General features: G+C 55.1%; 9 protein-coding genes and 3 pseudogenes. 9 read left to right on the top strand and 3 right to left on the bottom strand.

Features of this window, described 5'->3' with window-relative positions; translation table 11 throughout:
• Positions 1-499: 499 nt before the first annotated feature.
• The 3 genes from RGAI101_RS19585 to RGAI101_RS19595 all read right to left on the bottom strand — a co-directional run bounded on the left by RGAI101_RS19585 (position 500) and on the right by RGAI101_RS19595 (position 3,647).
• Positions 500-2,095, bottom strand: coding sequence for a tripartite tricarboxylate transporter permease (locus RGAI101_RS19585; protein WP_008230102.1), 1,596 nt, complete (start codon positions 2,093-2,095; stop codon positions 500-502).
• 110 nt (positions 2,096-2,205) lie between these two features.
• Positions 2,206-2,655, bottom strand: a complete 450-nt coding sequence (locus tag RGAI101_RS19590) for a hypothetical protein (RefSeq protein ID WP_008230070.1) — start codon at positions 2,653-2,655, stop codon at positions 2,206-2,208.
• A gap of 35 nt (positions 2,656-2,690) precedes the next feature.
• Positions 2,691-3,647 (bottom strand): tripartite tricarboxylate transporter substrate-binding protein, encoded by a 957-nt coding sequence (locus RGAI101_RS19595; RefSeq protein WP_083792097.1) that lies wholly within the window; start codon positions 3,645-3,647, stop codon positions 2,691-2,693.
• A gap of 113 nt (positions 3,648-3,760) precedes the next feature.
• On the opposite strand from RGAI101_RS19595, the gene RGAI101_RS19600 reads away from it, so the two are divergent.
• From RGAI101_RS19600 to RGAI101_RS19635, 9 genes and pseudogenes are all read left to right on the top strand, one after another.
• Entirely contained in the window at positions 3,761-4,261 is a 501-nt protein-coding gene (locus RGAI101_RS19600) for a MarR family winged helix-turn-helix transcriptional regulator (protein WP_008230116.1), read from the top strand.
• Positions 4,262-4,266: 5 nt separating this feature from the next.
• A complete protein-coding gene (locus tag RGAI101_RS19605) occupies positions 4,267-5,694 on the top strand; it encodes a sulfatase-like hydrolase/transferase (protein WP_008230126.1) in 1,428 nt (475 codons plus the stop codon).
• 390 nt (positions 5,695-6,084) lie between these two features.
• The gene (locus RGAI101_RS19610; RefSeq protein ID WP_008230032.1) at positions 6,085-6,777 is read left to right on the top strand and encodes a hypothetical protein; all 693 of its coding nucleotides are present in this window, start codon (positions 6,085-6,087) and stop codon (positions 6,775-6,777) included.
• 1,338 nt (positions 6,778-8,115) lie between these two features.
• Positions 8,116-9,819 (top strand): serine/threonine protein kinase, encoded by a 1,704-nt coding sequence (locus tag RGAI101_RS22710; protein ID WP_441295900.1) that lies wholly within the window; start codon positions 8,116-8,118, stop codon positions 9,817-9,819.
• A pseudogene (locus RGAI101_RS22715) lies at positions 9,809-9,907 on the top strand (IS5/IS1182 family transposase); the annotation flags it as partial. The gene RGAI101_RS22710 and the pseudogene RGAI101_RS22715, both read left to right, overlap by 11 nt.
• Before the next feature lie 135 nt (positions 9,908-10,042).
• Positions 10,043-10,129: pseudogene (locus tag RGAI101_RS21985) on the top strand (IS6 family transposase); the annotation flags it as partial.
• 71 nt (positions 10,130-10,200) lie between these two features.
• Positions 10,201-11,288, top strand: a protein-coding gene (locus tag RGAI101_RS19625; protein WP_085980080.1) for an IS3 family transposase whose coding sequence is annotated in 2 segments (ribosomal slippage) — positions 10,201-10,462 and positions 10,462-11,288 — 1,089 coding nt in all. Because the reading frame shifts where the segments join, the coding sequence is not laid out codon by codon here.
• 41 nt (positions 11,289-11,329) lie between these two features.
• Positions 11,330-11,605, top strand: a pseudogene (locus RGAI101_RS19630) (transposase); the annotation flags it as partial.
• A gap of 313 nt (positions 11,606-11,918) precedes the next feature.
• On the top strand, positions 11,919-12,662 hold the full coding sequence (locus RGAI101_RS19635) for a sulfotransferase family 2 domain-containing protein (protein ID WP_037230318.1): 744 nt from the start codon (positions 11,919-11,921) through the stop codon (positions 12,660-12,662).
• Positions 12,663-12,779 lie beyond the last annotated feature (117 nt).

Genomic DNA, 12,779 nt, shown 5'->3' on the forward strand with positions numbered 1-12,779 from the left:
CCGCTCATAGAGCCATTGTTTTTCTGCGCTCCGGTCCAGCCTCTTGGACCCGTGGTACCGCCGTTCGGGCATCTGACGCGTGAGCAGGGCAGGATCCCCGGTCTTGGTGGCGAGGTCACATGCCGTGCCCTCCAGCTGTGCCGGATGAGAAGCGGTGCCATCTGCCAACATCCGGTGGAACGAGACGCCAAGTTTGCGGGCGACAGCAAGGACAGCACGACGGCGGCCTTTGTTGTTTTCCTGCCCCTGCTGTGCGGTACCTTTTCTTAAAAAGGCAAACCAATGAAACCCTTTATTCTTACTGGTGATGGGACGACCGGTCCTGTTTGGCTCAGAAACTTCGTAAATCAGCTGGAAATGTTTCGCTCACCCGCAAATGTCAGCTTCACTTCTGCAGTTCTCTCCAATCAAATGGCTGATAGGACGCTTCGTTGAACCATTGTCAAAGTACCAGCGCTTCTATCGACGGACACAACCTGTTGCCTTGGTCACGAAGATCTCACCCTCCTGCTTGTCGGCCGCGCCCCAGCAGCACGACCGAAGCGATGGCTGCTGTCATGAATATGACGGAAGTAGCGCTTCGAAATAGGAACCAAGGATCGCCACCGGACGCGGCAAAGGCTTCATGGGCCGTCTGTTCAAGCGGCCCGGCTAAGATGAAGGCGATCACGAACGGCAGAACGGGTATGTCGCTGCGGCGGAACAGATACCCGAGGACGCCGAAGGCGAAAATAACCCATAGGGCGAACAGGCTCGTTTCCTGCACGTAAATCGCCGTCAGGGTCAAAAGCAGGACAACCGGCAGCAGGATCGGGCTCGGTACGCGGGCGAGGACACCCATCGATCGCATGAAACGGCCACCGATGGTCCAGTTCAGTAGGTTGCCGATGGACATAAGGGTGAAGATACCGAATGCGGTCACCAGTTCCGGATTGATGTCGGGTGAGGTGAAATTGAAAACGGCGGGGCCGGGGTTGAAGCCGCCAATGCTGTCGGCGGCGAGGATCAAGAACACCGCTGCCGCATTGCCCGGAATGCCAAGGGACAGGACGGGAATGAGGTTCGCCCCCGATACGGCCGAATTTGCTGCTTCGGTGGCGGCGATGCCCTCCGGCGCGCCATAGCCAAAGCGCGGCTCCTCGTTGCCGTGCGTCTTCTCGTGGCGGTGCCTCCCAACGGTGTAGCTAAGCGTGGCCGCGAGCGTGGAGCCGACGCCGGGCAGCGCTCCGATGATCGTGCCAATGACGGCGGAGCGTGCAACGTGCGGTGCGATGCGCCGTATGTCGCCTTTTTCAAGGTCATCTATCAGCCCGACGGGCGGCGGTGCGGCAGCTTTCGCTTTCCGCACCGCATTTCGTATCGTGTCCTCGAAGCTCTTGAAGATCTCGCCCAGGATCAGGACGCCCAGGATCGCTGCGACCAGCGGAAAGCCGTTCGAAAGTCCTTCCACGCCAGCGGTCAGGCGGGGTGTCAGGGATTGGCCGGTGCCAACGAATGCCGCGAGCAGACCCAGTCCGACTGACAGAAGCCCCCGACCAACGGACCCGCCCATGACGGCGGCGATGAAGGAAATGGACAGGATCAACAGCGCGGTCTTCTCTGGCTGGTCGAGATAGGCCTCGACGAAGACGGCCAGAAACGGGGCGCAGATGAACAGAACGAGATCGGAGAATGTATCGCCCGTCACCGAGGACAGCTGCGCGATTTTCAGCGCCCGACGCGGCTGGCCGTTCTGGGCCATAGGATGACCGTCCAGCGTCGTCATCAACGCATCGGGCGTACCGGGCATGTTGAAGAGGATCGCGGGCACCGCGCCGCCGACTGTCGCCCCCTTCATGATCCCGATGAGAAAGCCAAAGACCGGAAGCAGGGCGTCGGGAGTAAATCCAAAGATCGAGATCAGGATCGGCAGGGAAATGGCCATCGCCATTGGCCCGGCAAGCCCCGGCGTCGCACCAACCGCGATGCCGGTCAGCAGGCCGCCCAGCACCATGGCCGGCGACGCCGGAATGCCGTAGCCCAGTATCGAGAACAGTTCAGGGCCCTGAAAGACAGCCAGCACGCCAAGCCATATATAGTTCAGAACTTCGATCATACGTCACCGTTAGGGGGCAGGAGAAGGTCTGGGAACGGAAGATCGAACACGACGATCAGCCCTGCAACAGCGAGCAGTCCGATCCACAGGGCCCGCCAGGTGAAACGTCTTTACATCAGGGACATCATGGTTGTGACAAGGAACGTTCCTCCGATGACGAAGCCGGTGTATTTCCATGGCACGGTGTCGCGCAGATCACGGTAGCTCTGTTCGGTCAGCTCGAAGGCCTTTGCCACCAGCACGACAAAGGGTCCGGACCAGCGCATCAAGACGATGGAGAGCAGAAAAATTCCGATGAAGATCGTCAGGAACCTGATATTCGTGCGGTTGATATGAGAGGCGGGGAGGTCGCCCCCTTTCTCAAGCGCGATCAGGATACCCGCCAGGCCGATCAGGCCGAATGCGAACATGGGTGCCATTGCGTCACCGATCGACAGGCGACCGCGCTGCCGAAGGATCATCCCGGTTGCAGTGTCATTCGGGACCCAGACGAAAATCGCCAGTAATGCCAGAATGATGACGCAGCCGCCCAGAATACGATTTGCCCTGTCGCCTAGCATAGCCAAACCTCCTCCAAGCGGCTGCGGTGGGGTGCTTAACCCTTGCTGGCTTCGTCCAGAAGGTTGGTGGCGTCCTCGAGCAGTCCTTTCATCTTGGCGTCCAGCGCCTCGCCAGTGATTACGTCGGCCCCGTCGAAGCCGTTGGTCACGAGGGTATGCGCTTCGGTCGCGGGATCGTTGAGGACCTCCTCTATGGCCGCCCTAAGGGATGATCGGGCCGCCGGGTCCATTTTTGCGGGCGCGATGAACATGAAGTAACCGTCAAGGTAGAAGGTGCTGCCCAGATCGGTAATCATGGGGGCATCCGGTGAATCCTTTAGAGCCGCCGGGATCCCGCTGGCGATGTTGACCATCTCGCCCTGCTTTACCGGCTTGGATTGTGCTCCGGCAACCCAACCGATGTCGAGGTCACCGCCGCGCAGGCCGTTCATGACACCGGCCCCGCCCTTGACCGGAACGATGTTAAGTTTGATCCCTGCCGACTTGCCGAACAGGTAGGCCACATCTGCCTGACGGTCCGACGCCACGCCAAAGCGGATCGGATTGCCTGCCTTTGCGGCGGCGTCAACTTTGTCCCAGCTGTCAAACGCACCGTCCGCCATCGCCACGAGGCCAAATTCAAAGCTCGCGGTTGTCGCCAAAGGCGTGAACTTGTCGAGTTGGATATCATCGGCTCCCGCTGCGAGAGCGCTGTAGGTCAGCGTTTCAGAAACGACCATGCCGATCGCCGTGCCGTCGGCAGGTGCTTTCGCCAGTTCGGCCGCGAGGCTCAGGCCGCTGTTACCCGTCAACTGTTGGGGCAGGACCTTCCAGCCGTATCGCTCCTCGATGCCCTGCGCGATAAGCCGCGCCTGCGTATCGGCACCACCGCCGGCAGCGAAACCAATATACATTGTGATGGGCCCCGGTGGCGTCCAGTCGGCTGCTGATGAAACTGCTGGTGTGCAAACTGCGGCGATTGCAATGGCAATCGGCTTGAAAAGTTCTTTCATCGTTTCCTCCCTGATGAAGTGATCTGAGCCTTGCCGCAAAAGGTGGACATATCAACGAAAAGGTTGACATCTCCACCTTTGTCCGTTGAAGCTGACTGCGGGAGGACTGACGCATGAGAGACGACGCGGAAAAGGAAATTGCGGAAGGGGCTGGGTTCGACCTTTCGCTTCTGCTGCCGTTCCAGATCACAAAGCTCAGCAACAGGCTTGCCGCTCAGGCGCGGGCGATCTTGGCACGGCATGACAACCTGTCGCTCCCTCAGTGGCGGATCATCCGGGTGATCGCGATGGGATTGTCGAACCGGTCAACGGAAATCCGCAAGAGTACTGGTATCGACAAGAGCCAGTTCAGCAAGACTGTGAATGCTCTTGTCGAAGAAGGTTACGTCGTAACGGTGCCGTGCCAGGAAGATCATCGCCAGATCGAGCTTATTCTGACGGGAAAGGCCATCGCCGCCTATGAGCTCCTCGCACCCGAATTTGCGGCAAGACAGCAGCACTTGCTGGTGGCGCTGACCCCCGCACAACGCGAGATGATCTTTCCCGCCATTCACGCGCTGGCGCGCGCAGCTGAGACGATCGACTTTATCGACACACCCACATCAGAGGACTGAACCCTGTGGCAAATTCGAAGAACCTGCTTGTCATTCTGTCGGACGAACACCAGGCGCTGTCGTGTGTCGGGCACCCGCTTGTAAAGACGCCGAACCTCGACAAGCTGGCGGCGCGCGGCATCCGGTTCAGCAACGCCTACACCCCGTCGCCCATATGCGTGCCCGCACGGGCGGCCTTTGCATCGGGGAGATATGTCCACGATATCCGGCTTTGGGACAACGCGATGCCCTACACAGGCAAGCCCCGGGGCTGGGGCCATGCGCTGCAGGACAAGGGCATCCGCGTGGAATCCATCGGTAAGCTGCATTACCGCGACGCCGAGGATCCCGCAGGTTTCGATGTCGAACACATTCCCATGCAGGTCGCGGGCGGCCACGGCATGGTCTGGGGCTCCATCCGGCGCGAGGACGAACGTGTCCGCAAGGAGGGCCGGATGCTCGGGCCTTACATCGGCCCGGGCGACGGCAACTATACCCGTTACGATACCGCCGTGGTATCGCGGGCGACCGAGTGGTTCGCAAACGCCGCCAAACGACCCGAGGAGCCGTGGTGCCTTTATGTCGGGCTGGTCGCTCCCCATTTTCCGCTGGTCGTGCCGCAAAAATATCTCGACCTCTATCCGATTGAGGACCTGCCGCCATTCAAGCTTCATACGATGGACGGTTTTGTGAACCACCCATGGGTGCAGAAACAGAATACTGCGCTGGCGGGCGACGAGGGGTTCACGGACGATGCCGAGCGCAGGCTCGCCGCAGCCTGCTACTTTGCGCTGTGTACTTTCCTTGACGACAATATTGGCAAGCTGATGGCGTCCCTCGAAGAGAATGGCCTTCTCGACGAAACGATGGTGATCTACTCTTCCGACCATGGCGATAATGTCTGTGCCCGAGGGCTGTGGGGCAAATCGAACATGTACGAGGAATCAGCGGCCGTGCCGCTGATCGTCGCGGCACCGGGTGCCGAACCGGCAACCTGTGCTACGCCCGTCACTCTGCTGGACGTGTCGCAGATCATCATTGACCATTTCGGAGCCTCGCTGGAAGGAACGCGACCGGGCCGGTCGCTCTACGATATCGCCGCAGAACCGGAAGACACGGATCGCGTGATCTTTAGCGAATACCACGCTGTCGGCGCAGTCTCTGCCGCGTACATGCTGCGCAAGGTGGATTGGAAGCTCATCCACTACCACTACTTCGCCCCTGAACTGTTCAATCTGGCTGAAGATCCGGAAGAAACGACAAACCGTGCCAAGGATCCGCACGCAGCCTCTGCTCTGGCAGAACTCGAAGCCGAGCTCCGCAAAATATGCGACCCCGCAGAGATGAACGACCTCGCCTTTGCCGATCAGGATGCGCTGATCGAAGGTTACGGGGGACGTGAAGCGGCCATGAACATAGGCGCGCCTGCCGCGACGCCGCCGCCGGAAACCTGAAGACAGCGCGACGCACCAACCGATCCGTACCAACTATTCCCCGGCCATCAACGAACTGAGTGATCTGATGGGTGACCGCCTGTCGACCGGGCCGTCCATCCTGAACGAGCATGGCCGCGACATTCGGCCTCGGGTCTTGCAAGATGGCACCAGAAAGAAAACCTGAACGAAAGTGGCTCGACTTTTCTGTCCATGCGAATGTTGATCAACCTAGAATCCGGATCAACCCTGCCGTCTGGACCGCAAGACACGATCAGCTCGCGCGGCGGATGCCCAGACACCGGCACAGCGCACCCAAAAAGATTGATCGGTGACCTAAACAGCGGCAACATGCAGACGAAAGCATTCTACTTGGGGAATGTCGGATGAAAGACGGATGGGGGACGGTTTATGGCGCTTGAAAAGTTAAACGACCAGCAGATTAATTTCCTAAACAACTTTGTGATGAAAATTCGCAGCGCAGAAGTCGGTGAGATCGCAGGTGAAGCAGCCTGGCTTAAGCTACAGGCGGCATTGGAGCCGGATGTGACAGCCGCGCTGAAGGCTGACCATGCGGAAGCGACAAAAATTCGAGGGGCCTGGGGGATGGCGCTGGACAAGGCCGAAGCCGGCGACTTTGCAGGCGCGACGACCATCGCCAAGCGGATCGAGGCATTGCTGGGCAAAGAAGCGGCACCCTCGGATATTCCAACGAATGTCGTGGCATTCCAGAAGTCCCGCATCATGTGGATTTCGGCCAAAAGAGATATGCAAAACGGCCTGTCCAGTTTCCGCAAAGCTGTGGCGGATCAAGCGAGTGATGACGAAGACCTGAAGGACATCGTAAAGGCGGCTGATACGCTGGTGGCTGAATTCGATGCGTTCGACACCCATCTCGAAGACCAGCTGGATCAGATCACTCAAACGCCTGAAGGACCGGAACGCACCAAGCTGAAGTCGGCCGCAAAGGCAGCATTGAGCGACTACATGGCGACGCTCAATAATCCGTTTTTTTCGGTGATCGATAACAATCCGTTCGTGTCCGTCAATGTTGCGGCCCGCGGCCGGCAATCCTTGTCCGTTATTAGCGCTGCACTTTTATAAGGAAATTTATATATGGCTTTGAAAGACGATCAGAGAAATTGGTTGAACGCGGCGTTAAATGGCAAAGGCCGTATCAAGTCTGCCAGTATCAAAAAGCAGTTTGAAAACTACCAGCGTCGACGCCAAAAAGTGGCGGACGTCTTTGATAAAATGCCCCACACCAATTCGAATTTTTTTGTGATTGAAGGATCGCTTAAAGAGGCAGACGAGTTGGCAAAAGCGGGTGATTTCAAGGGGGCGTATAAATACCTCGACAAGATCAAGGCGTTGGCCAATGCAACGGATGCAGGCACAAGTGGTAAAATTCTCGAGAATGAAATTCGTCAAGCCGTTGAATTGATAGAAAAAACATTTTCCGCACAGGTGTCGGATTTTGACAGTGGGTTCACCGGAATGGACGACGCCAAGAACCGCCTTGACGAAATCACCCCATGTAGTGACAAAGCTGACCTCAAACAGGCTCTTGAGCACCGCAAGGCGATCCTTGACATGGAGCCGGATTACCATGCTCGGCTTGATGAGCTTGAACTGGAACTTGGTCCGAAGGCTGTGCGCCTCTGCCAGCGCAATATTAGCGGTCAGATGTCGCGCATCCGGAAAGAGTTTCAGCGATTGCAAGATGCGGGTCAGGGGGCAATTGTTGGGCCGTACGCTCGACGAGTCGACGCATTGGAGGGTCGGTTGGCTGCGCAATCAGGCAGGTATTCCAACACGAGGTCACTGACGGCGTACCTACAGACGGCGCGTGCTGATGCAGAGCGTATTTTGATTGTTAAGAAATCCGTCGATAGCTTTCCTATGGAAGACCACACGCAAGATGAAAAGATCGATGCGCTGCAGGGCGGATTGAAGCCTGTGCCCGCTGCTGATGTACTCAAGCAGTTGATGCGCGAGGAACAGCGGATCAAGGAAATGCGCGCGCAATATCTGGAGGAAAAGCGTCGTGATGAATTGGCTCTGGCTCAAACCGGTATCGACGATATTGAGGTCACACCACCACCGCCGGAGTTCGAGCCCGGGGATCTTTTGGACGATCTGACTATTGACCTCAACGGCAAGCCAAATGAGGCAGAGTGCGCGCGTGTCGCAAAGGACGCTGGCGAGAAAATGTCGGCAATTCTCAAAAGTCCGGATACCCCACAGTCGGTGCTGTTGGATCTGATGACCAAGACCAAAGATCAATTGGTGCGGAGTATGCTAGCGTCGGCGTTTCCGGGGCTAGAGTTGTCGGATGTTTCTGCTGAGCAGCAAAACATGTTTTCCGGAATGGCAGATGAAATGATTGCCAAGATCAATGCGGATGCCCCAAACAAGGTCGACGCAGATGGCCAGACCGTCATGCTGGGCGGGGTCAAATACGAAAAGGTCAAGACACTGAAATCAGGCGGTTTGGGTACCGCGAACCTGTTCTTAAATCCTGACACCGGCAAGAAAATGGTGATGAAGACGCCGAATAGCGGCAACGAGGAAGCCTATGAGGATCTTCTCAAGGAAATGAAGATCATGAACCGGGCTCAGGAAGGGGCTCAAAACAGCCCCAATAAGGGTGCGATACCAGAACTTTACGGCGCAGCGCGTGGCGAAGACGGTTCGATGCACATGCTGATGGAATTCATTGACGGTGGGGACATGTCCGAAGTCAGTGGAACGGTAAATGCATTGGCATCCTCTGGATTGCTGCCTCCCGCTGCATGTGTGGCAATGCAGAGCGATATGGTCGGCAAGGCTGCGACCGCTTTGGGGGAATTGCAGCGTCAGGGCCTTATTCACCGCGACATCAAGGGTCTGAACATCATGATGACCAAGGAGGGCGAAGTCAAAATCATCGACTATGGAGAGTCAGCGTTTCTGAAAGAGGATGGCGAGGTCGATCATGAAAACTTGGGTAACTTTACGCCCGGGTACATCGCCCCCGAAGAGTTCGGGGCAGGGGCTTCCAAAACCCTCGACAACTATGCGATCGGGTCCATGCTGCTTCAAATGGTTGGGCAGAGCACACCAGTTCATGGGAACGAAATGGCTTTGGAATCAGGTGCCCTCGGACGCTTGATACAGGGATTGCATGATGATCCGGACAAGCGTGTGTCGCTCGAAGGATTGGCGCAAAGTGCCTTTATGACCGCCACCGACAAGGACTATGGCGAGGAAGCCATGAACGAAATGCGCAGCGCCGCAACCGAGTTTGCGCAAGACACCAGATCGATCAAATCAGACAAGACAATTGATGATCTCGAAAAGGGCATGGGTGGTGTTTTGACCGCGTCAGGCAAGCCTTTTGTCGTTGTGCAATTTGGGGATGAAATGGCGAAAGGCAAGAAACTGGGGCTTGATGATGTGCAGGAAGCAATGGGCGTTTTTGACAACCAAATCACTGAAATCATGCGCGAACTACAGTCAAACTCCAAGCGACTAAGCGAAGAGGAACTCGCCGCCATACCTGCAACCGAACAAGCAGAGGCAGAACGCCTTGCGAAAGAAAAGTGGCTGGTGACCAACCGGAAAAAGGTCGAAGAGCTGAACAAGGCCCGCGCCTTTCTGCAATGTCAGGTTATTGATGAAATGCTTGATAATGCGTTGACGCAAGGTGACCTTGCCTTTGAGGAAGCCCTCAAAAGCCCACTGACATCCGTGATTTGCAGCATCAACGGCGAGGTTAAAAGCATGACTTTGGCCGAAGCTGTCAAGGAACAGGAGCCCTTCATCAAACAGGTAGAAGAGCTACGGTCCCAAATCATAAAATGGTTGGAAACGGCCGATGGCACTAATGAGGAGATTCAGGCGGAGCTGGACGAACGCAATAGGGTGCTGCTGGAACGCAATGCAGAGGTCGAGAGGCTTGAACGACAGATCATTGATGCTGCCGGGTCAGATTGCAAATTGCGGTTTAGCAAGGCGAAGTTGGACAAAGCCACTATTCCCTTTGGACCGCCCGCCAAACGACGCACCCAGCAGGAAATGGAAGCGGATGCGTTCAAAGAACTTCAGGCGCGCTGGAAAAACGCTGAGGTCAACGAAGAGGTGAAAGAAAAGGTCGCGAGCTGAACGGAAGCTGGCCGTTTCGCGGTCGCTGCGCCTTTTGATCGACGGCACCGGCATCAAAGCCGTCGGTGAAGGCGAATGGAATGCGCAAATGCCGCGACGCGAAAGCCGGACGGAAGGCCCATGCTGTCATTCCGGTTGTGTCGCAAACTTTTCGAGCTTTTTCTCTGTCTAACGATGTGGCAGCAGTTTGTCTTTGAAGGCCACAGGCGCAGGGAGCAGAACAATGATTGATTTTAAAGGCGCGCATTATCCGAAATCTGTGATCCTGTACGCAGTCTATTTCTATGTTCGGTTTGCGGTATCGTATCGGGGTAATCCTCCCTAAAATTAGTGGTGTTCAAAAGTAGAATTTTCTCGGCAAGATAACTGAGGAGATTTACGATGAAGAATGGACGATATAGCGACGCGCAGATCATGGCGATCTTGAAGCAGGCGGAGGGCGGCGTGCCAGTTTCTGAGCTGTGCCGTGAGCATGGCATGAGCAGCGCCAGCTTCTACAAATGGCGGGCCAAGTTTGGCGGGATGGACGCGTCATTGATGTCAGAGATGAAGGACATGGCCGACGAGAACCGTCGCCTGAAGCGCATGTATGCCGAGATGAGCATGCAGAACGATCTGCTGAAGGAAGCTCTTGGAAAAAAGCGCTGAGGCCGTCTCAGCGAAGAGAGATGGCCATGAACGCAGTCGCACAACATGGGGTCAGTATCGCATTGGCTTGCCGCGCGTTTCAGATCAGCGAGACGTGCTTTCGATATAGCCCTGTTCTGAGCGATGAGAATGAAGAGATCGCTGACTGGTTGGAACGCCTGACAGCCAACAAGCGTAGTTGGGGCTTTGGCCTATGCTTCTTATACCTGCGCAACGTGCAGGGTTACGGCTGGAACCACAAACGCGTCTACCGGATCTACTGCGAGTTGGAGCTGAACCTACGGATTAAGCCCAGGAAACGCTTGAAGCGGGACAAACCCGAACCACTGGCCGTGCCTGACAGGCCAAATGAGACGTGGTCGATGGACTTCATGGCAGATCAGCTCGCGGATGGTCGATCAATCCGAACACTGAACGTCCTGGATGACTTCAACCGCGAGGGTCTGTGCATCGAGGTAGACTTTTCGCTGCCAGCGGAGCGCGTTGTGCGCAGCCTGAACCAGATCATTGAATGGCGAGGTCAGCCGCAGACAATTCGTGTCGACAACGGCCCGGAATATGTCAGTGGCAAGCTCATGGAATGGGCTGAGAAACGCAACATCCGGCTTGAATACATCCAGCCGGGCAAACCCCAGCAAAACGCGTATATTGAACGCTACAATCGCACCGTTCGCGGCGAGTGGCTTGGGCAATATATCTTTGAAACGATTGAGGAGGCACAAGACCAGGCGACTGAATGGCTCTGGACTTACAACAATGAGCGACCCAATATGGGTATCGGCGGCATGACACCCGCCATGAAACTGAAAACAGCCGCCTGAATTGTACGGCTGGACCCCATTAAAAATGGGGAGATTACCCCCCGACCAGGCGGCGGGCATCGCAGGAAGTGATCCCGTTCTGTGCCTTCGACCCGGCGATCCGCGAGATCATTTACATGAAAAACGCAATTGAGTGTTTAAACCGTGGGGTCCGCAAATCAATCAAGACCCGCGGCTCATTCCCGACCGAAGAGGCTGTCACTAGACTGATCTATCTGGCAATCCGCAACTTCGAGAAAGAGGGCTGGAATGTCCAAGAATGGTTTGTCGCCCGCAATCAATTCGCTATCATGTTCGACGAACGCTTCAATTCCTGACCATATCTGAAAACCGCATTGCCCAGCTCAGATACCCAGACTTCAGCAGACTCCCGCATTATACTCGCCAAATCCCAATGAAAGCGTGCATCTCAGCCCCAAAAAAATTTGGCGGTAGTCACAGATCGTTGCTCTCTGCACATCCATGATACAGCCTCTGGCTGCCGAGTTGGCCAGCAGGAACAGCTTCATTGCAATGCAAAAAATTGAAAGTGGATGTTTGCTTTCGATTGTTTCAATACCGGCCGGTGTTTATGATGTCAAAACTTGATGGAAATTACCCACAAGGTTCTTTTACAAAAAGGCCACTTTTATGCCACTCGCCAGAATAAACCATCGCCTACTACACTTCGTTCATGTCCCAAAGACGGGTGGGGCGAGTATAACAGACTACATGAGAAAAAAAGGAAAGGTGGCGCTATATTCGAGAGAAGAGTTGCCATGGGCACAGTCAACACCCCAGCACCTAGAATATGAAATTAGCAGGATGCTAATACCTCAGGGATTTGCCGACGCATCTTTCTCCATAGTTCGTGATCCGCTAGAGAGGTTGCTAAGTGAATTTCGATATCGAGCTACAAGACTTGGCAGCAAGTATCCACTCCCAAAAAAACTGACAGCCAATGACGAAATTAAGGTAGAACTCGACTGGAATAAAGAATTTGAAGGTACGTTTGACGATTGGGTTGCCTTAGTTTTTGATATGTGCGCAGAATCTCCCAATGCATGCGACAATCACATAAGGCCGCAGATTGATTTCATTGGACCGGACATGAAAGTATTTCTATTCGAGCGAGGTCTGCAAAAAGTATACAAGTGGATTGACCAAATCACTGCGACACCAGCAGTCCTAACACCGTTAGATCGGAACGAGAGTGGAAAAATTGATATTGAGGTATCCAACGCGACAAGAGTTAAGATCAAGGATTTTTATGAAAGAGATTACGATCTACTAAAAAAACTTAAAGATATGACCGGTGACTTTCAGGATATAGATAGAAATAGCCTGACGCCAAGTGTAGATATTTTAAATGACTGGCATTATGAAAAAAGCTAGTTTTATTTTATCATCTAGCTTCATTTCTTTTGAGCTAAATCATAGTGATAGCTGAAAATCTAACCCAACCGGTCTTCGGTGTTTTCGGACAAAGGCAGAGTAAACCAAAAGGTAGCG

This window comes from Roseobacter sp. GAI101 (assembly GCF_000156335.1).
GTDB lineage: Bacteria > Pseudomonadota > Alphaproteobacteria > Rhodobacterales > Rhodobacteraceae > Sulfitobacter.

What these genes read in the sequence shown, in the direction of transcription:
- RGAI101_RS19585 (WP_008230102.1), bottom strand. Translation starts at nt 2,095, where the DNA reads ATGATCGAAGTTCTGAACTATATATGGCTTGGCGTGCTGGCTGTCTTT.
- RGAI101_RS19590 (WP_008230070.1), bottom strand. Translation starts at nt 2,655, where the DNA reads ATGCTAGGCGACAGGGCAAATCGTATTCTGGGCGGCTGCGTCATCATT.
- RGAI101_RS19595 (WP_083792097.1), bottom strand. Translation starts at nt 3,647, where the DNA reads ATGAAAGAACTTTTCAAGCCGATTGCCATTGCAATCGCCGCAGTTTGC.
- RGAI101_RS19600 (WP_008230116.1), top strand. Translation starts at nt 3,761, where the DNA reads ATGAGAGACGACGCGGAAAAGGAAATTGCGGAAGGGGCTGGGTTCGAC.
- RGAI101_RS19610 (WP_008230032.1), top strand. Translation starts at nt 6,085, where the DNA reads ATGGCGCTTGAAAAGTTAAACGACCAGCAGATTAATTTCCTAAACAAC.
- RGAI101_RS22710 (WP_441295900.1), top strand. Translation starts at nt 8,116, where the DNA reads ATGCTGGGCGGGGTCAAATACGAAAAGGTCAAGACACTGAAATCAGGC.
- RGAI101_RS19635 (WP_037230318.1), top strand. Translation starts at nt 11,919, where the DNA reads ATGCCACTCGCCAGAATAAACCATCGCCTACTACACTTCGTTCATGTC.